The sequence below is a fragment of the Spongiactinospora sp. TRM90649 genome (assembly GCF_029382225.1).
Taxonomy (GTDB): Bacteria; Actinomycetota; Actinomycetes; order Streptosporangiales; family Streptosporangiaceae; genus Spongiactinospora.
In genome coordinates this window covers 18,452-36,215 of record NZ_JARLTC010000028.1, presented here as the reverse complement: position 1 = coordinate 36,215, position 17,764 = coordinate 18,452, and the positions used below count along the sequence as shown (strand labels likewise).

27 protein-coding genes and 1 pseudogene are annotated in these 17,764 nt (G+C 65.7%); 11 read left to right on the top strand and 17 right to left on the bottom strand.

Annotated elements, in window-relative coordinates; all coding sequences use genetic code 11:
* Nucleotides 1–155 precede the first annotated feature (155 nt).
* The gene (locus P3X83_RS28640; RefSeq protein WP_277308359.1) at nt 156–713 is read left to right on the top strand and encodes a hypothetical protein; all 558 of its coding nucleotides are present in this window, start codon (nt 156–158) and stop codon (nt 711–713) included.
* Between the two features lie 74 nt (nt 714–787).
* Here the strand turns inward: P3X83_RS28640 and P3X83_RS28635 are convergent, their stop codons facing one another.
* Nucleotides 788–1,936 carry a helix-turn-helix transcriptional regulator gene (locus tag P3X83_RS28635; RefSeq protein ID WP_277308358.1) on the bottom strand — a complete coding sequence of 383 codons (1,149 nt, stop codon included), beginning with the start codon at nt 1,934–1,936 and terminating at the stop codon, nt 788–790.
* Between the two features lie 211 nt (nt 1,937–2,147).
* On the opposite strand from P3X83_RS28635, the gene P3X83_RS28630 reads away from it, so the two are divergent.
* The 10 genes from P3X83_RS28630 (at nt 2,148) to P3X83_RS28585 (ending at nt 10,127) form a co-directional block, all read left to right on the top strand.
* On the top strand, nt 2,148–2,951 hold the full coding sequence (locus P3X83_RS28630; protein ID WP_277308357.1) for an SAM-dependent methyltransferase: 804 nt from the start codon (nt 2,148–2,150) through the stop codon (nt 2,949–2,951).
* Between the two features lie 2 nt (nt 2,952–2,953).
* On the top strand, nt 2,954–3,286 hold the full coding sequence (locus P3X83_RS28625) for a hypothetical protein (RefSeq protein WP_277308356.1): 333 nt from the start codon (nt 2,954–2,956) through the stop codon (nt 3,284–3,286).
* On the top strand, nt 3,270–3,548 hold the full coding sequence (locus P3X83_RS28620) for a hypothetical protein (protein WP_277308355.1): 279 nt from the start codon (nt 3,270–3,272) through the stop codon (nt 3,546–3,548). Before P3X83_RS28625 ends, P3X83_RS28620 begins: the two co-directional genes overlap by 17 nt.
* Before the next feature lie 10 nt (nt 3,549–3,558).
* A complete protein-coding gene (locus P3X83_RS28615) occupies nt 3,559–5,886 on the top strand; it encodes a DEAD/DEAH box helicase (protein WP_277308354.1) in 2,328 nt (775 codons plus the stop codon).
* Nucleotides 5,883–6,116, top strand: coding sequence for a hypothetical protein (locus P3X83_RS28610; RefSeq protein ID WP_277308353.1), 234 nt, complete (start codon nt 5,883–5,885; stop codon nt 6,114–6,116). The genes P3X83_RS28615 and P3X83_RS28610 overlap by 4 nt, the downstream gene beginning before the upstream one ends.
* 136 nt (nt 6,117–6,252) lie before the next feature.
* On the top strand, nt 6,253–7,041 hold the full coding sequence (locus P3X83_RS28605; RefSeq protein ID WP_277308352.1) for an endonuclease/exonuclease/phosphatase family protein: 789 nt from the start codon (nt 6,253–6,255) through the stop codon (nt 7,039–7,041).
* 11 nt (nt 7,042–7,052) lie between these two features.
* Nucleotides 7,053–7,517 carry an HAD family hydrolase gene (locus P3X83_RS28600; RefSeq protein WP_277308351.1) on the top strand — a complete coding sequence of 155 codons (465 nt, stop codon included), beginning with the start codon at nt 7,053–7,055 and terminating at the stop codon, nt 7,515–7,517.
* 103 nt (nt 7,518–7,620) lie between these two features.
* Nucleotides 7,621–8,715: a radical SAM protein gene (locus P3X83_RS28595; RefSeq protein WP_277308350.1), complete on the top strand. Its 1,095-nt coding sequence runs from the start codon at nt 7,621–7,623 to the stop codon at nt 8,713–8,715.
* Entirely contained in the window at nt 8,712–9,314 is a 603-nt protein-coding gene (tmk, locus tag P3X83_RS28590) for a dTMP kinase (protein ID WP_277308349.1), read from the top strand. Before P3X83_RS28595 ends, tmk begins: the two co-directional genes overlap by 4 nt.
* Nucleotides 9,315–9,335: 21 nt before the next feature.
* Nucleotides 9,336–10,127, top strand: coding sequence for an endonuclease/exonuclease/phosphatase family protein (locus tag P3X83_RS28585; protein WP_277308348.1), 792 nt, complete (start codon nt 9,336–9,338; stop codon nt 10,125–10,127).
* Here P3X83_RS28585 and cyaB read toward each other — a convergent pair.
* The 16 genes and pseudogenes from cyaB to P3X83_RS28505 form a co-directional block, all read right to left on the bottom strand.
* The gene (gene cyaB, locus P3X83_RS28580) at nt 10,124–10,678 is read right to left on the bottom strand and encodes a class IV adenylate cyclase (protein WP_277308347.1); all 555 of its coding nucleotides are present in this window, start codon (nt 10,676–10,678) and stop codon (nt 10,124–10,126) included. The two genes, P3X83_RS28585 and cyaB, sit on opposite strands and share 4 nt — an antisense overlap.
* A gap of 151 nt (nt 10,679–10,829) precedes the next feature.
* Nucleotides 10,830–11,132 (bottom strand): HU family DNA-binding protein, encoded by a 303-nt coding sequence (locus P3X83_RS28575; RefSeq protein WP_277308346.1) that lies wholly within the window; start codon nt 11,130–11,132, stop codon nt 10,830–10,832.
* A gap of 44 nt (nt 11,133–11,176) precedes the next feature.
* Nucleotides 11,177–11,548 (bottom strand): annotated as a pseudogene (locus tag P3X83_RS28570) (YkgJ family cysteine cluster protein); the annotation flags it as partial.
* Between the two features lie 116 nt (nt 11,549–11,664).
* Nucleotides 11,665–12,204, bottom strand: a complete 540-nt coding sequence (locus tag P3X83_RS28565) for a hypothetical protein (RefSeq protein WP_277308345.1) — start codon at nt 12,202–12,204, stop codon at nt 11,665–11,667.
* Nucleotides 12,197–12,598 (bottom strand): hypothetical protein, encoded by a 402-nt coding sequence (locus P3X83_RS28560; protein ID WP_277308344.1) that lies wholly within the window; start codon nt 12,596–12,598, stop codon nt 12,197–12,199. The genes P3X83_RS28565 and P3X83_RS28560 overlap by 8 nt, the downstream gene beginning before the upstream one ends.
* Nucleotides 12,595–12,954: a DUF6283 family protein gene (locus P3X83_RS28555; RefSeq protein ID WP_277308343.1), complete on the bottom strand. Its 360-nt coding sequence runs from the start codon at nt 12,952–12,954 to the stop codon at nt 12,595–12,597. Before P3X83_RS28555 ends, P3X83_RS28560 begins: the two co-directional genes overlap by 4 nt.
* Entirely contained in the window at nt 12,951–13,181 is a 231-nt protein-coding gene (locus P3X83_RS28550) for a hypothetical protein (RefSeq protein WP_277308342.1), read from the bottom strand. Before P3X83_RS28550 ends, P3X83_RS28555 begins: the two co-directional genes overlap by 4 nt.
* Before the next feature lie 145 nt (nt 13,182–13,326).
* Nucleotides 13,327–14,085, bottom strand: a complete 759-nt coding sequence (locus P3X83_RS28545; RefSeq protein ID WP_277308341.1) for an RNA ligase family protein — start codon at nt 14,083–14,085, stop codon at nt 13,327–13,329.
* Nucleotides 14,086–14,112: 27 nt separating this feature from the next.
* Nucleotides 14,113–14,745: a hypothetical protein gene (locus tag P3X83_RS28540; RefSeq protein ID WP_277308340.1), complete on the bottom strand. Its 633-nt coding sequence runs from the start codon at nt 14,743–14,745 to the stop codon at nt 14,113–14,115.
* Nucleotides 14,742–15,185, bottom strand: coding sequence for a hypothetical protein (locus P3X83_RS28535; protein ID WP_277308339.1), 444 nt, complete (start codon nt 15,183–15,185; stop codon nt 14,742–14,744). The genes P3X83_RS28540 and P3X83_RS28535 overlap by 4 nt, the downstream gene beginning before the upstream one ends.
* Before the next feature lie 68 nt (nt 15,186–15,253).
* Nucleotides 15,254–15,787, bottom strand: coding sequence for a hypothetical protein (locus P3X83_RS28530; protein WP_277308338.1), 534 nt, complete (start codon nt 15,785–15,787; stop codon nt 15,254–15,256).
* Nucleotides 15,788–15,800: 13 nt separating this feature from the next.
* The gene (locus P3X83_RS28525) at nt 15,801–15,983 is read right to left on the bottom strand and encodes a hypothetical protein (RefSeq protein ID WP_277308337.1); all 183 of its coding nucleotides are present in this window, start codon (nt 15,981–15,983) and stop codon (nt 15,801–15,803) included.
* Between the two features lie 170 nt (nt 15,984–16,153).
* On the bottom strand, nt 16,154–16,777 hold the full coding sequence (locus tag P3X83_RS28520) for a hypothetical protein (RefSeq protein ID WP_277308336.1): 624 nt from the start codon (nt 16,775–16,777) through the stop codon (nt 16,154–16,156).
* On the bottom strand, nt 16,762–17,118 hold the full coding sequence (locus tag P3X83_RS28515; RefSeq protein ID WP_277308335.1) for a hypothetical protein: 357 nt from the start codon (nt 17,116–17,118) through the stop codon (nt 16,762–16,764). Before P3X83_RS28515 ends, P3X83_RS28520 begins: the two co-directional genes overlap by 16 nt.
* Entirely contained in the window at nt 17,115–17,396 is a 282-nt protein-coding gene (locus P3X83_RS28510; RefSeq protein WP_277308334.1) for a hypothetical protein, read from the bottom strand. Before P3X83_RS28510 ends, P3X83_RS28515 begins: the two co-directional genes overlap by 4 nt.
* Nucleotides 17,396–17,761, bottom strand: coding sequence for a hypothetical protein (locus P3X83_RS28505; protein ID WP_277308333.1), 366 nt, complete (start codon nt 17,759–17,761; stop codon nt 17,396–17,398). The genes P3X83_RS28510 and P3X83_RS28505 overlap by 1 nt, the downstream gene beginning before the upstream one ends.
* Between the last annotated feature and the right edge of the window lie 3 nt (nt 17,762–17,764).

Here is a 17,764-nt window from a genome sequence, read left to right as displayed (position 1 = left end):
GAACGCAAGCGATAGGGCTCACGTCACCTGATCACATGATGACGCATCGGTCCTGCCAGAGCGGATCGGTGACGTAAGCGGGCCTGCTTGCGCAAAAACAGTGGGAGCGGTTGACTATGGATCAACGCCCTACCAGCCGCTCATTCGGAGATCTCGTGCCACGACAGCAGCCAGCCGAACCAACTGAACTGTTTCCGGCCGAGCCTGTCTCCCGAAAGCGGAGAAGTGCCCCCGCGCCGCATGACGAGGCGCCGCGCGCCGGGAAGCCGCTCCGCGTCAAGCGGCGAACGGACACCGTGACGCTGTCGTTTCGCGTGCACACCAGCATGGACGAGCTGCTGACCGAGGCGTGTGAGGTATCCGGCCACGGGCCGAAGGGGGTCGTAGAGGAAGCGGTGCACAACTACGCCGACGCGCTCGGCATCGCGGCCGAGTTGCCCGAAGACGATCCAGGATTCTTCGAGGACATGCCGCACGACTTCTCCGGTCGGCTCGACCGGCGTGCGGACGGCACAGGCGAGAACCCCGACATGGTGATGGTCTCGGTCAGGCTTCGGCCGATCACGCGGGCCCGCGCCTGGCACTGCTGCGTGATCACCGGCCAGAACAGTCAGACCACCCTCGCGACGCTGCTCAACATCTACTTTCACAGGATCGGCGTACCGCAGAAGCGGCGCGGCGACGTGAAGGGCAAGTCTCGCCGTAGCGGTTGACGCCCGCCGAGCGTGCACCGGGTCGCTCGGGTGAATGATCAAGCGGCCGTGCGGCCTGACCGGCCTCGGTACGTCTAGGACAATCCTGTTTCCGGAACCTGCATCGCCTCTAGCCGCTCCCTCGCCTCGCGGACCTCGCGCACATGGTTCCATTTGGCAGACGCATGCAAGATCTCGCGCACTCGCTTATTGACCCGTGCGGACGAGATGAATGGAAGTGCCCGCGCGATCCCGTTGATTCGATCTGCCGCGAAGTCTATCTGCCCGGCTCGCAGCGTTGTGATTGCCTGTCTTCCCAGGTATTGCGCCCGGAATAGGGGCGACCATTCGCCGATTCTCTCCGCCGCATCCCCGAGGAGGCGATTGGCTTCACCGAATCTTTTCAACTGCCCGAGGCCGATCGCCACATCCCCGATCATGGCAGCCTGGGCGAATGCTCCAAGCCCATTGCTGACATTCAGTGCAAGGTCCAGCGGAGCTGGCGCATCCACCTCGCGTCCATGTATCGATGCCAGAGAACGTCCCAGCCTCATATTCAGTGAGGCAACTCGACTGTCCGGCAAATCATGTAGCGCCAGGCCCTTGCGAGCGTATGCCACCCCGCGAGCGTATTCACCCTTCTCCTGGGAGACGCGGCTTAATCCATCCAGCGCTCTGGCTTGAGCGTCGTCATCCGCCCCTAGGATGGCCATGTCCAGGGCGAGTCTTCCCGCATACTCGGCTTTGCTCAGTTTTCCGGCATCGTAAAGAACGAGGGTGACCTGGTACATCAGCTGTGAGATCGCTCGTTGAGTCCTGGCGTTTCGGACTCGGTCGGCCAGATCTCTTATCCTGTGGACATGACCTAGCGCGGCGGGGGTCAGCGGCACTCCGCCCAGCTCATATCGCCCTCGCGCCAAGCTGTCTGCCAGAGTGCTCACGTAATCGGCATCTTCGTAGGGATTTGCGCTCGCGTTGTTGCCGGGAATGAATATCACTGCACCGGCCGCCGTCAAGAATTCTCGGCGTTCCACTGGCTCCTCCATTTGCGGGGATATCCGCACCTCCCAGCCGACCCGAGAAAGCAGCTCGATCGCTTTTCCCATGGTCGTGTCCTTGATACCCCTGGACACCTGCGAGACCCAGGTTTGCGATACCCCAAGCGCGTCCGCAAGCTGACTCTGGGTCCACTTGCGCTGCTCCATGATCGCCTGGAGGGCAGCGGGTAGCGTGCGTACATCCACAGCGTGAGCGTATAGCCACGAGCAATCACAATCTATTGCCCCATTGCCCTAAGCAATACCCCTGTTGGCATCGTCGAAAACTGCCCTTCACCATTGGGTCGCCCGCTACCACCTGCCCCACGCGAGAGGCCAGTTCAGACATGGGTACCGCACTCCCTCTGCCGGCGCCGCTCAGACACGTCTTGGCCGCAATTGTGGCCAGAGCGGACAAATGATGATCGATGTGTCCCACCCGAATGCGGCTCGGGTCTACGACTTCCTGCTCGGCGGTAAGGACAACTACGCCGTCGATCGCGTGGCCGCCGCGGAGCTGGAGAAGGCGAGCCCCAATGTCCGGCGAGCCGTGCGGCAGAACCGGGACTTCCTTGGCCGTGCCGTGCGCACCCTTGCCGAGGCCGGCGTCGAGCAGTTCCTCGACATCGGCTCCGGCCTGCCCACCCAGGACAACGTGCACGAGGTCGCCCGCAGGGTGAACCCAGCCGCGCGCGTGGTGTATGTGGACAACGATCCGGTGGTGCTCACGCATGGCCGTGCCCTGCTGGCGGGCCCCGGTGTCGCCATGGTGGAGGGGGATCTGCGAAAGCCTGACGCGATCCTGGACAGCGCTGATGCACGCGAACTTCTGCGCCCTGATCGACCGACTGGGCTTATCGCTGTCGCTGTCGCCCACTTCGTGGAGCAGGACGACCTGCTGGTTGGGGTCCTCGGCCGGTTCGCCGAGCGCCTGGGGAAAGGAAGTGTCGTGGTGCTCACGCACGCGTGCGACGAGGACATGTCGCCGGAGGCATCGAAGGCGGCGCGCAAGATCTACGAAGCATCGCCGACACCGATCTTCCCACGCACACGTGAGCAGGTGACCGCTCTGCTCGCCCCGCACGTGCCAGAACTCCATCCCCCGGGCCTGGTGGATGTCGCTGAGTGGCGGCCCGATCTCGGCCTGCCCAGGTACGAGCACCTTCCACACGAAGGGTTCTTCCTCGGAGGCGTCGGAACCATTTCGTGGACTGAGGGGTAGCGATGGATTCGCTCATGCGCGTCTGCGTCCCGGCCACCGCCGGGCGATTCGGCGCCCGGTTGGCTCGTGAGCTGCTCAAGCGGGGCATTGACGCCGACCTCAATGGTGATCGGTGCCGGATGATCGTTTCCCTCTGTCACGGCCTGGTCGCCACGGTGAACGACACGGACATCCGCTGGTGTAGCCCACAGGTACGCAGCGGGGGGCGACGGCTGTGCCGGATCCGCCGCACGGTGGACGGTGCGGCGGCGGCGCTCGCCGCCGACTACCGGCTGCTCAACGGCGACGACGGCCCGGCCCGTGCGAGGGGATCGGCCCGTGCCGCGCCTTCGTGAGCATGAGAGGGAACGGGCGCTGGCGCGGGACCTGGAAGGCCGGGCCGGGGGCCGGTGGGTGGTGCTGTGGTTGTGCTATCACCGCGTCTTCATCGCGTTCTTCTGCGGCCTTTCGGCGCACGGCGTCAGCGTGGCCGATCGCGCCGCCGAGGGGCTGTGGCAGCGGATGCTCCTCGCCGATCCGAAACTCTGGCCGGCCCTCTCCGCCAAAGACGGCCGCAGCCGTCCACGCTGCACCCCTCCTTCAACCTCTGACTTCTAAATCAAGGATCATGCCGACTACCTTCAACGGACCTTCGCTATGGCCACATCAGCGCGACGCGGCCAACGCCACCGTGGACGCTCTGACCACCGGTGGACGGGCCACCGTGGTCATGCCCTGCGGAACCGGCAAGACCAGGACCGGCGCGGCGATCGCCGCCCGGCTCCTGGCCGACCATGCAACGGCCCGGGTGCTGATCGTCGCCCCGTTCCTCGAACTGATCACTCAGACGATCGCCGAGTGGCGCAGGCTGGACGGCCAGCCGCGGTGGGATCGAATCATCGCCTGCTGTTCAGACCCCAGCGTCGCACGGAGCCAGGCGCTGCACGGCGAAGATGAGATCGTCACCTCTGAGCCGCAGCGACTTGCCCACCTGGCCGCCGCGCCAGGCAGGACCCTGGTCGCTGTCACTTATCACAGCCTCCATGTGGTCGCCGAGGCGCACGGTCGGCATGCCGCGCCCTCCTGGGACCTGATTTTGATCGATGAGGCGCACCGCAGCGTCGGCCGCGCCGCCAAACCATGGGCCGTCATCCACGACGATGACCGCATTCCGAGCGCGCGTCGCCTGTATATGACCGCTACCCCCAAAGTGCTGCTCACCAGCGGGGACGACGTGGTCAGCATGGACGATAAGGAAGTCTTCGGGCCTCGCGTCTACCAAATGTCGTTCGGTGAGGCTCGGAAAGGCGGACTGCTCGCCGACTACCGGGTGATCGCGCCCATTATCACCGATGAGCAGGTCCGAGCCGCCGCTCAGATGCCGCGACCGGCCGAGTTCTACCAAAGCGGCCGATCAGCGCTGTCGCCGGCCGTGCTGGCCACGCAGATCGCGGTCCTGCGTGCGGCCCACCAGTACGACATCCGCCGTCTGATCACCTTCCACAACCTGGTGACCAATGCCAAGCACTTCGCCGGCACACTGCCCCATGCGCAGAGCCTGCTCGACCCCGGCGAGCGTACAGACCTGTGCGTCGACCACGTCCACGGCACCCAGTCTCTCGCTCAACGGCGCGCCGCCCTGGACCGACTACGCGAAGACGATGAGGACCTCGTCGTCATCTCCAACGCACGCGTGCTCGGCGAGGGCATCGACGTGCCCGCCGTGGACGCGGTGGCCTTCATCGACTCTCGTAACTCCCCCATCGACACCATCCAGGCCATCGGCCGCGCACTGCGTCGAGGGGCACGGCCAGGGCCGAAGACGGCCAGCGTCATCATCCCGGTGATCCTTGGGCCGGGTGATGACCCCGAGACCGCGCTCCAGGCATCCGCGTACGCACCGCTGTGGCAGATCGTGCGTGCCCTGGCGACCCACGATGAGGACCTGACAGTCCGTCTTACCGAACAGCGCCGCAATATCGGCGGCGATCAGACCCTTTCCTACTCGATGAAGATTCCCGAGTGGCTGCACATCAGCGGAGTGCCCGTCCCGGACGGATTCGCCTCAGCCATCACCGTGCAAACGGTGCGCTGCGCGACCAGTTCGTGGGAAGAGAAATATGGTGCCTGCTCGGCGTACTACGCCAAGCACGGTGACCTGCTCGTTCCTCATGACTACCGGACAGCGGACGATGAGGATTTGGGAGGCTTTATCCATCGCCAGCGCACCGAGTATCAAAATGGGGTGCTCAGTGCCGGCCGGATCGCGCTGCTGGAAGCCATCGGGATGGTCTGGCGTCCCAATCAGCATAAACGGGACCAACTCCTCGCCGAGTTGCGCGCTTTTCACGCCGAGCATAAACATTTGCGCATCCCGAGGGATTATAAAACTTCCAATGGTTTTCCGCTCGGGCGGGCCTACACCAACCTACGCTTCCGGCGGCGACAGACCGCACTCGATCCCGAATACGTCGCCGCGTTGGAAGAGATCGGGGTCATCTTCGAGGTGGAACAAAAGTGGAAACAGTTCGTGGCCGACCTGAAGGACTTCCGCCGCGACCACGGGCATCTGGACGTTCCCCAGGAATACCTTACTTCCACGAAGCGCAGGTTGGGCAGGCAGGTCAATCGATTGCGCCGTGATCGCCGGGAGGGCAACCTCTCTCAGGCGAAGATCACGACCCTGGACCGGTTGGGATTCATCTGGAGCGCCCGCGACACCCGTTGGTACCGCAACCTGAGCCTGTTACTCCTTCATGGCAGCAGAGACGGCCAGCCGACCTGGGTCAAGCAAAGCTTCACCACGCCTGACGGCGACCGCATCGGTACCTGGTTTCACAACCAGCTGGAGATCGCTCGCCGGGGCCAGCAGCCCACCGAACGTGTGAAGGCGTTACGCGCCGCTGGAGTCGATGTCCCCGATCCGCTTCCGCATAGAAGTCGGAAGGAAGAATGAACCTGACCGTAGCCGTCTACGACCTGGAAAACGGCGGAATCGACAACGCCTCGGTAGCCGGCTTCAGCGTGGCAGTGGCCGGCATCGGGCGGTTCCTGAAAGTCGGCGCCGGTCTGCCTCGGCGGCAGAACGTGCACCAGGCCGTCGTCGGATCGACGGCCGCGCGATGGCCGCTGCGCCCGGAGGAGCCCACCAGGTTGATCTGGTCGACGGCGCACTTCGTTCAATGACCGCCCTGACCGACGCGCTGCGCCGCCATGGCGTCCCGCTGCCGGAAGCCGCTCTCCCCGAGCGGGCGCCCGTCCCGGACGATCCGGCCGCAGGCGAGCCCATCGATCAGTAGTCGACGACGATGAAGGTGGATCCATGAATCTGAAGGTTGGGACGTACAACCTAGAAAACGGCGGAATCGACGATGGGAGCGAAAGCCGCCTGCTGGAGCAGCTCTGCATGCTCGGCGAGCTGGACCTGGATCTGCTCGGTCTACAGGAGTGCAAGTGGGGGGTGGACGACCTCGACGATGAGGATCGACTGCTGAACCTGGCCGCCGACCGGCTCGGCATGACCTACCGAGCGCTGGTGCACTCCAATCATCACGCCTGTCACCTGGCCATCCTGGTCAGAGAGCGTCCCGGCCTGGAGGTCGCGGGCACGCATCACGACCAGGCTGTGCCGTGGTGGCACGCTCAGGCCGTCGTGAAGCTCTCCGTGATCGGCCGGGACCGGCCGGTGTACTTCATGAACATCCATGGGGCTCCGGGTAGCACCGTAATACGAGAGGCCGAGGCGGAAACCTTCTTCCTTTACAGACATCGGGACACCATCTCCGTGGGGGATTTCAATGCCGCCGCTGTCGGCGAAATCCCGAGGGTGGCCTCAGGGGCCGATCCCGCGCAGGTTCGCCGTAAAGGCAATCAGCGGGCGGCAGAGGCTGTCAAGGAGGCAGGGTTCATCGATGTCGCCGCAGTATGGGGCGACAGAACACCGACCGTGGGTCACCGCGATGGTGTCGCATACCGCGCGGACCGGATCTGCACCACTCTGCCTGATAGTACGGTGACCGGGTACCACGTGGTGGAAGAAGAGGGAGAGCCGAAGTCGGATCACCGGCCTGTCGTCGCCACCTTCTCACTGACCTCAAGCGGTAGTGACTGATGATTCGCACTGTGGTCTTTGACTACGGCGGGACGATCACCTTCGGGGCTCGAACGGCACCATCGCGGCCGGTGGATCCGTTCGCGGCGGCAGCGCTGCACGTTCTCCACCGTCTGGGCCTTCGCCTGCTGTTGGCGTCCAACACACTGGAGATGCAGGACCGCCGCCCGGCCCTGAAGATTGCAGGCGTGGACCATCTCTTCTATGAGGTGTTTCAATCACATCTGATGGGCATCGCCAAACCGGATCCGGAATTCTATCGGCGTGTTCTGACCGCAGCGCAGGGCACTCCGGGCCAGGTGCTGTGGGTCGGAAACAGCCTAAAGAAGGACGTGGTCGAGCCAGCCTGCCACGGCATACGCACGGCCTTGGTTCGTCCGGAGGGCTTGCATCAAGGGGAACGACTTCCTAATGGAGCCATCTTGATCGCACAGATCGGTGTGCTCCCCCGCCTGCTTACCGAGCAGGAAAAGTAATCAAGCCGGCGCGCCCGGACCCCGCGCGCTCGTCCCAGCAAAAGCAGCGTATCGGGAAGGATTTCATCCCTCACGATCTACTTCTATGGCTAGGAGGATTCGCTTGAAACGTCTCGTCCTCGATACTCACGCCGCCTCCTGTTACTTCCGTACATCGGTCGAAGGAGACGAGCGCAAGGCCCTGGTGCAGATCACCGAGCGATGCAACCTGCACTGCGCGCACTGCTTTGTCTCATCGGGCGACTGGGGCGAGCACATGCGCGTGGAGGACCTCGTCGACACCGTGTTCCCCCGGCTGCGTCGTGCTCGGGTCCAGCGGCTGACCCTGACGGGGGGCGAGCCGTTCGTCCACCCGCACATCATGGACATCTGCCGCGCTGTCGCCGACTTCGGCCTGCCACTGGGGATCTGCACCAACGCCACCCAGACCAACAACGAGCAGATCGCCGCTCTGGCCGAGCTGGGCAACGTCCACATCAATGTTTCGTTCGACGGCTTCCGGCCGGAGAGTCACGGCCGGTTCCGTGGCAACACCAAATCGTTCGAGACCACCCTGGCCACCACCCGCGCCTTCGCCGAGGCCGGCCTGCTGCAAGGGTTGCTCTCCACCCCCAACGCGCTCACCGACACGGAGGAGTTCGGCGCGCTGTGCGCATTCGCCGTCGAAGTCGGCGCCGACTACGTGCTGATGAACCCGCTGTCGTCGTTCGGCCGTGGCGTGAAAAGTCAGGGACGCCTGGCCGCCGACACCGGCAAGATGCGCACGATCCGGGCAATCACCGAGCGGTTCCGCGAACAGGACGTCGACATCGTCCACATCCGCTTCCCCAATGACAGCAAGCCCTTATCCGGATGTGACGCGGGCAAACTCATCTACGTCTTCGCTGACGGCCTCACCGCGGTCTGTCCCTACCTCGTATTCGCCGCCCGGACCCCGCAGTCACGCTACGCTGACGCCGATTTCCTGGTCGGCAACATCCTGCACGAGGAGATCGCCGAGGCTCTCGACGCCTACGACCTCACCGGACGTCTCGGCATGGGCGCCAACCCCACCTGCGGCTCATGCGCCATGAACACCACATGTGGCAAAGGATGCCCTGCCGCCCTCATCGCCCAGGGCGCGTGGATCGGCGAAGTGGACACCGAACAATGCCCCGTGACCGATCCCCCCTTGTTGCAGATCACCCGTCACTCGTGAGCGGCGGCCTGTTCATCGCAGTGGAAGGGCCGAACGGCGTGGGCAAGACCACCGCGGTCACTCACCTGGCCGCCCGGCTCGACGCGGACGGCCGGAACGTTCACGTGACCACCGAGCCGTCCGGCACGCCGTTCGGGCGGCTGATCCGCGCCAGTGAGGGCGCTCTCACCGGCCGGGCGCTGGCCTTGGCGGTGGCCGCCGACCGGTACGCGCACCTGGAGGCCGAGATCCTGCCGGCGCTTGAAGCCGGGAAGGTCGTGATCAGCGACCGCTACGTCCAATCCTCATTGGTGCTGCAACGCCTCGACGGTCTGCCCCTGCAAGAAATCTGGCATTACAACGCCCATGTCCCACCCGCGACTCTATCCTTCTACCTGCACAACGCTCCTGAAGTTCTGCGGCAGCGGGTGGCGAGACGTCCCAGACGGTCGCGTCTGGAACGCGTCGGTTCCCCCGAACAGGAGATCGCGCTGTACCAGGAGGCGTTCACCTTCCTGGCCGCACGCGGCTGGCGTCAGGTGCGGACCGACTGCCGCGATCTGGATCCGGACGAAGTGGTAGCGCAACTCCTCCGGGATATGGAGCAGCTCGGCAACTGACGACGAGATGAGGTGAGCCGGATGGTCACGGCGCTGACCGTCAACATCGGGGCCGCGTCCAAAGAGCGCGCAGAGTTGATCCTGCGCTGGCTCACCTCCCGGCAAGAGGACATTTTCCTGCTGACCGAGACCAGCGGGGGCACCGGCACCGCTTACCTGCTGGACCGGTTCCGCCATGCGGGGTACACGGTGCTCAACACGCCCGATGTGGGCGAGCGGGGAGCGGCGCTGGTGAGCCGCCTGGCCGGACGATCCTTCCTGCTCTCCGAGGTGAGCATTCCCGGCCGGGTGAGCGGCGCGATCTTTGACACGAACCCGCGGACGCGGTGGCTCAGCGTCTATGTGCCGAGCCGAGACCGCAGTGCGGACAAGACCACTCGCAAGGAGCTGTTCATCGCTTCCCTACTCAAAGCGCTACATGAGCTGCCCGCTGAGGAGCGCGACCACCTGGTGATCGGTGGCGATTACAACGTGATCGCCACCGACCACTCTCCCATGCACCCAGGGTTCCTGCCGTTCGAGTTCGGTCTGCTGGACACACTTCGCTCTCAGGGGTTCGTCAACGCCCATGAACATTGTTCACCTGGGACGCAGGCATACAGTTGGATCGGCAGGACGGGCGCGGGCTACTGCTACGACTACTTCCACGTGGGCGCGGCCCTGGCCGACCGGATCGGCGGGTGCGCATACCTGCACGAGACCCGCGAATTGGGCCTGACCGACCATGCCGCAGTCCGCCTGGAGATCGCCCTCGACGCTGTTCGCCTGCCGTACGGAGATGCCGCCGAGCCGGATGAGATCGCCCTGTTCTAGGCCGAGGCCAGCGCCGCCCGCACCAGCGAATCGTAGGTGTCGGCCATGCGCTCCAGTTCCACCCCGAGCGAGCGGGCGAAGACGTCGAGTTCGTCCTGCACGGCGGCACCGGACTCCTGGTCGCTCACGGTGCGCTCGAACTCGATGAACACGCCTGCGTGCTCCACCTCGTCCACACAGATCGCCACCCCGGCGAGCCTCGTGGTCCGGCGGGTCTTCCGGATGCGGACCGTGGGACGAAATCCCATCGCGACGACGGCTTCGTGCATCTGCTCCCGGTCGGCGATCTCGGTCTCGTGCTCCAGGCACGCCATCGCGTTGTCCAGTGGCCGTTTGATGGTGAACAGGTGCCTGTCGTGCTGGGTACGCAGCCGGGCGAACGTCACTCCGATCTTGCTTTGCCCGTATTCCCAACCGGGTTGGGCATACGCCTGATCATCCTGAAGCGCTGGAGGCGACAGAACGGCTCCGCGTCGTATCAGAGCGGCCTCCAACGCGGCGAGGTCTCGTACCGCGTACTTGACCTCGACCTCTTGGGCGTTTTCAGTCACTCCGGACCCTCCCGTATCGGTTGTGGCTCAGGGAGCCTACCGATGCACCGATCCCTCGTTCCCGCTGTTCGGTGAAGTTCTCCAATGACCGGTCGAACTCAATGCCCTGTGGCACGAGCCGATCGAGACCCGTGCCACAGGGTGAGGCCGCCTAGCTACCGTAGGCGCGAGTTGCCGTCCGGAATCCCTTACCAGGCGTCCACACGGGCTTCCAGTGCTCCGGCTTCGGCACCGGCGCACCCGTCGTGGGAACCTGATGCATCCTGGCCTTCCGGTGGCCCAGCCGCCACGTGCCGAAGTCGGCGATCGTGACAGTGCCACCGTCAGCGACACATTTCTTGATCACCAACGTGGCGGCCTTGAGGACCTCGTCCACCTGCTCGTGGTCGTGTCCCGTCATGCCTGCGATCGCCTCGGCGAGGCCGCGCCGGTTCAGCTTTGACGAAGCACCCATCTGCGATCTCCCTTCCTTCGCTATTGTGCCGCAAGCTCAAACGCTTACGGCATCGACCGTCCCCGCCTGGCCTGCCTGATGTACTGGCGCAGCGCCGAGCGCGTCGATGGATCCTTGACTCGGGCCTCGATGTCAGCCGTGCGTCGTGCGTCGTCCGGCGTTGCGGGCGCCCCCACGGCCAGCGACTCACGCAGCAATCGGTAGCCGTCGCTGTCCGGCAGCAGGCCCTCGGCAGGGCGGCAGCCGAAGGTGCACGGCATCCACTCCACCGCCCCCCACAGTCTGCACAGCATCGGCCGCTGCTCGTAGGCCCGGCACTGCCGGGCGTCGTCGAGCGCCGGGCACTGGAACTGCTCTCGCTGTAACGCCTCGGGTGCGGAAGGGATCTTGATGCCGGTCTCCTGGCGGATCCGCTGGCGCTCGCGCGGGGTTCATCTCGATCGGCCCGCACGACTCCCAGCACAGTCCCTTACAACCCGGCTGCGGAACCTGCGCGTACAGCTCACCCAGACGGGCGTCCAGGTCACTGCGCCTAGTCATGGCTGTACTCCTCCACCGTAATGCCCTGGCGAGTGACGGTCACCCGTGCGTGATCGCCGAAGGCGGCCAGCAGCACGTTGTCGAATGCGCCCGACCTCACGGCGTCCGACAGGGCACGGCACCTGTCGTACCGGGCTTCGTCCGGGCCTTCATATGGGCCTTCCTCGTAGTCCCGGCGGGCCGGGTTCCACCGGCTGGGCCGCCTGCCCAGGCTGGAACGGCTTCCTTCGATCTCCAGATCGTAGTAATCGACGAAGTCGAAGGAATCGTTGTCGTAGTCCGGCCTGGCCGGGTCAGGGTCCGCCGTGGTGCGGAACCAGATCGCGCTCGCCGAGAAGGTGCACAGCTCACCGTCATTGAAATACGGCGTGTACTGGCACCATCCAACGCTGATGATGGTCGGCTCGTTGAGAACCGCCTGAAGGATCGGTGCGAACTCCTCCAGCGGACGCTGGGGAGTGCGCTCGGCGCCAGAGTTGATGTCCCCGAGAACGGGGATGCCGAGGAAATTGTGCGTGACGGTCTCAGACATGATCGTCTCCTTGTTTGTCCTCATCGCGGCCACTGAAGGTGGACAGGTTGAGGGTGGAGAGGGGAATCTGGCGGGCCTTCGCCCCGGACATCCACGGCTTGATGGGCATGCCGTCGATGTAGTCGGCCGGTGTGGGCAGCCAGCCGAGATCTTCGATGATGTGCCGCTCGGCGATCTCCCGCACCGGTACCTGGTGGCCCCGCGAGGTGGTGATGGTGACCCCGAAGATCTGCTGGCACAGCCAGGTGCCCAGGGTGTGGTGGTAGAGCGAGCGGTGGCGCACGTCGCCGATGACCCGCTTGGAAGAGTCGATGAACTCGTGGATAGACAGATATTCGGCCGGTTCGCCGCCCCACTTGCGCGCCGAGGACACGGCGTGGCGGTAGGAGTTCACCGTGCCACGCCGTTCGCCTCGGCCAGCTCCTCATACGAGGCGTACAGCGTCGGCCAGTCCTCGCCGGGAGCGAGCACCTCTACCGGCAGTCGCCCGCGGGCGACGGCCAGCCGGACCTCGACACTGCTGCGGCCTTCGATCGCGAGAAATCCGGCGCACGCGAGGTCGTCGCCCGTACCAGGCTCGCCCTTGTGGCAGCCGAAGACCGGCGCCCCGATCAGAGCATGCCCGGCACGATGGTCGCGGCACGTCGCCACGACCGCCTCGTAGCGCTCGGCCGGAAACTGGCCCGGCTCGGCGTCGCGCCGCCAGGGGCATTTCTGCTCTCCCCCGCAGGGGAAGGCGCGGTGCTTCATCCGTCCGCCTCCGGCAGCTCCATCACGTCGATCGCGTGAATGGCGCACAGCGGCCAGCACCACGCCTTGACGTATGCGGTGGCGCTCTCCACCGCGCGTTCCCTGGACATCCCACCCACGGTGGTGGTCAGCCGGTAGCCGCTCGCGGTCTGTGTGATGCCGTGTGCCTGCAAGCCCGTCAGGTCGTACGTGGTCTCGAAGTGGACGTCGATTCGGAACGCACTCATCGGAACCTCCTCGGAACGCGGGGGCGCGTGAGGCCGTCGATGTCGTGCAGTGCGCGCATCGTGCACACATAGCGGGCGAACGTGCGTCGCCGTCGATTGCCGCTGCGTGGCTTGGTAGTGCGGCGCGGCGGTCCGGCGGGGCCCTTCACCGCTGCCCTTCGCGGCGCTGGAGCGTCCGGTCGTAGTCCTGGAACCGGGCCTTGGAGATCACGCTTCGGTCCGGGGCGCGCAGGACGATCCCCTCGTTCAGGCCGGGCTCGCCCGAGGTGGCCACCCGCGTGCCCCGGTACGCCTCCATGAAGGCGCGCATGCCCTCGATGTCGGAGGGCAGGTCGCCGCCGTCGATCTCGAACAGGCGGGGGGTGAGCGCCAGGTCGCAGCGGGCCGCCAGATCGCCGAGCACCGGCTCCGCGGCGAACTCCTGCCCGCCGTTCTGCCTCCACGAGGCGATGCGCTCGACCTCCCACGACAGCATCCCAGCCGGGACCGACGCCACGTCAAACAGCCGGTACGCCGCCTCGCCGCACCCGTACTGCTTCCAGGCCGGAAGCCGCCTGGAGCCGTACACCTCCAGGTACAGCACCAGAATCTCGCTGAACCCGCCCGCCACCATCGTGGCCGCGGACTCGGCGACCGGCCGAAGGGCATCGACGACGCCGAGCGCCGTGTTGTGCACGATGTCGCCACTGGCGGTGAGAAGGTCTTCGCGAGAGCCGATCAACCATGTGCCGCTGGGCAGCACGATGATCCGCCCGTTGGTTCCGTCCACCTTCTCAGTGCCGATGACCGGCCCGGTGAAAATGGTCGGCTCCTCTAGCAAGCCGCCCTTGCCCTGAGGGTCCATCCGGTGGTGGGTCGGAATCGAGGGGTACTTGGTGAGGGAATTGATGGCGTGAAGATTCACGTCGCTGAGCTGAGACACTCGGCGTCCTTAATCAAGAGGGAGGCCCATGAGCAGGGCTCGGGAAAGATCGAGAATGTTCAGGTCACCAGAGGTGACCTTGCGGCAGGAGACCCACTCCACGCCGCGCAGCGCGATGCCCAGCAGCACGTCTCCGTGCCTGCCTTTGTCGCCTCGGTGCAGGCGATAGTCCTCCTGGCGGTAGACGGCAGCCCAGAAGGGAGAGGCGGGCGCTCCGGCCCGCGCTTGCCGGTCGGGAGAGGCGTTGGTCCACAGCACGCAGTCGCACTGCGGATCGCCGCAACGCTCTGCCTCCAGGTCGCGCGGCGTGCTGCGGTAGCCGGACATCTGGCCGTTCAACATCGGGCACGCCTCGACGGCGTAACGGGCGCACTCTGAGTGCAAAGCGGGCTCGCCGGTATACCCCCGCGTTACGTCGCCGGGGCGCAATAGCACGGTGTACTTGCCACCCGGCCTCGTGGATAGCCGCTGCCCGCAGTTACCGCAGCCCTTTCCGATCAGCAGCGTGTTCACGCGTACGGGATGGTTGATGCCGAACAGCGGCGGCCGGGCATCGGTGCGGTGCCGAGCCGCCACTTCCGGCACGGCCAGGCCCCCGTGAACGGGGCACCCGGCCATGCGCTTGGGAATGCGGGGCGTCATCCGGCGATCCCGTAGGGGAAGCGCTCGTGAGACAGGGGAATGCCGAACACCTGCTCATGCCAGAGTTCCAGAAGGCCGAAGCCGTTCTCTGGCTGGAGGCTGGGCGCGCAACCGTCCCCGCCACATCGGCACTGACCGTCCTCGTCGTGAAGCATCCAGAAGACCTGGAGCGCCGCCTCGCGGTTCTGCTCGCCTGTGAACAGGTTCGTGCACACGCAGGGGCCGTTCAGGTATCGGCATCTCGGGCCGCAGTCAGTCGGGCCGAGTTCCATGGCCGGTGCGTGCACCAGTAGGGAGATGGGGCCGTTACGCGCCAGCTCCACCGCGCCCGCCGGCGAGACGACCGCCCACCTCATCATGCTGATGTCGTGGACCCGACCGTGTGCGGCCACCGCGACCGCACCTGACGTCGCCCACAGGCGTAGGTCTTCTTCAGTCACCGATCCTCCTCGTAAGCTTTAGGGCTTACCTTGTGGCGCCCGCTGGGCAGGGCCACAAGGTTGGTCGTCTACTGGTGGGAGCCCACCGGGCGAGGGCCGAAGATCGCCTCGCCGCGCTCGATGAGGTAGCGCAGGTCGTTTCCTCCCCCAAAGAGGTCCTCGGCCTGGGCCTTCGTGATGCCCAGCAGGCGCGTGGCGCGATGCTGGGCGGGCACCACCGCGACCTTCCTCTTCTGCTCGATGACGGATTCGGCGTCACCCTCCTCGGCGACGACCAGCTCCATCTCGCTCGACCAGATCAGTTCCGGCGAACACTGCTCCCCGCCGCGCAGCACGCCGTCCTTAGACAGCTCGACGTACCAGCGCCCGCCGGTGAGGTCGGAGATCCACCCGGCCACGCACATCGCGGTGCCGCAGCGGGCCATGTCTTCGGTGCGAACAGCACTGATGGCCAGGCGCTTGCCGTCCAGGACGGCGATACGCCAATCGACCTGAGACCATCGGCCGGGCTGGCTCTCGATAAAGCTGATCACAGCCCAGTACAGGGCCGCGTCGCGCAGGCCGGACAGGTCCGGCCGTGCGGACTCCTTGAGGTTGGACATGAAGTGTGCCCTTCTATAGAGCGGACCATGCGCCGTCCGCGCGGACCAGGTGGTGAATGGACCGGTCGGGCAGACGCACCTTGACCAGCGCACCGCTTTCGCGGACGCATAGCACCTCGGCCGGGCCAAGGTGGGTCTCGATGACCTCGCCTTTCTGTGGTGACGGAGCGATGGTGGCGGGATTGCCGTGGATCATCGGGTGGCCTCTCTGGAGGTATCGGGTGTCACAGTGAGACAGATCGTCGTCGAACCACACGGCGGGCCGCCCTTGCTGGCGATGTACTCAGCGACGGCAGCCCCAGCAGGCCGATCAGCGGACAAAGACGTTGAGTACCCCGTCCACGTCCACGAAGATCAGCGGGCGCGTCATGACACCGACCCCCAGGCGAACGCCCGCCCGCACGCCTGGGCGATGAGCCGGGCTGCATGACGTGGCCGGATATCGGTGAGCAACACCTGCGGCTCTGCTTCTGCCGAGGCATCGCGGCGGTATCGCCACAGCACGTCGCCCTGCGCGGCCTCGTAGTCGCGGCGGTGATATTCCTCCGCGTAGGACTCGAATCCGGCACGCGCGACCTGGTTGAGCGTGTCACAGATGGCCTCAAGTCGTGCCTTCGGCACGCGCTCCAGCACAAGCACGCCCTGAGCGGTGTATTCGAGACAGGGGTGGCCCGGCGGCATCTCCACCTCGATCCGTCCCCCGCTCGCTACCTTGTAGCGGGGCAGGGGCACCTCCTGGGGCTCGCGCCACGGCACCAGTTCGTCATCGTTGATCGTGACGAACGTCTCGCCAACCTTGTAGCCGAGCCCGATCGGGTTGGCGGGGTGGTCGGTCAGGGCCACCGTGATCCATGGCCGCGCACGCGGGTTCGGCGGTGGGTCGATCTTCACGATCTGCACCTGGAAGGCGCGCATCGACGTTCTGGGGTTGCGCCGCAATCCGACGATCTGGCCCTCTTGCGGCTCGCCAGGGATCACAGCGATCTCCACTGGCCTTGCTCGTCGCAGTACTGCACGGTGGCGCATCCCGCGTACGGCACAGCCCAGTCCAGGGGCTTGAACAGCAGTTCCCCGTCTTCCTCGCCGGGCGGCACGATCAGGCGCCCCTCGTAGTAAAGGGCGCCGTCACTGTCCAGCAGCCTGAAGCCGATGCCCTCACGCTGGTGCCACAGCCGGTCGGACACCTCTTGCTGAGCGTCCTCGCTGCCGTGGGTCTTCTCGGTGCCCTCGGCGCTGTCGTTGCACTGGATGCCCAATTCACAGCAGCAGCGGCGATCATGCAGGTGGTCGCGGGTGATGAGGAACCCCCACGCCAGGCCGTCGTGCGTCATGCGACGTTCTCCTTCCAGGCGTCGATCTTCTCGGCCGCCTGGCGCTCGGCTTCGGCGGTGTGCTGGAGGATCTCCGCCGCCTGCTTGAAGCCGTTATTGGTCATCAGTGGCGTATCGGCGCCGCCTTCGTATGCGGCCTGCGCGTTGCTCGCCTCCGCACTCATGTGCTCCGCATGGCAGCGCAACGCGTTCGTGATGACGTCGTGGTGTTCGGTCAGCAGCGCGTGGGCGGCTTTGGCTCGCGTCAGCCATTCCGCGTCGAGGGCATAGGCGCTCATCACTTGCTCGCCTGCGCTTCCAATCGCGCGACCACAGCGGCTACGACCGGCACCAGGTAGTCGGGGTGCACGGCTTTGGCAGGCCAGCAGACCGTCTCGTAACCGCGGCGAGGCTTGACCTGGCCGTCGATCGCCAGCAACCGGATGTCCCAGATGGGACTGATCTCGCCGCCGCACACGGCCAGTTCCAGCTCGGTCTCGTAGACGTCCGGCTCGACGACGATCACCCGCTCCAGGCGAGGAGCCGGGCACAGCGTGTCAGGCGGGCAGGTGCGTCCGTGTATGCACCGCCTGGCGGTTTCGATCCGGGCGGTGATGCCGTTGGCCCGCAGGTCGTTACAGGCCGCGTTGATATCGATGGGCATTCG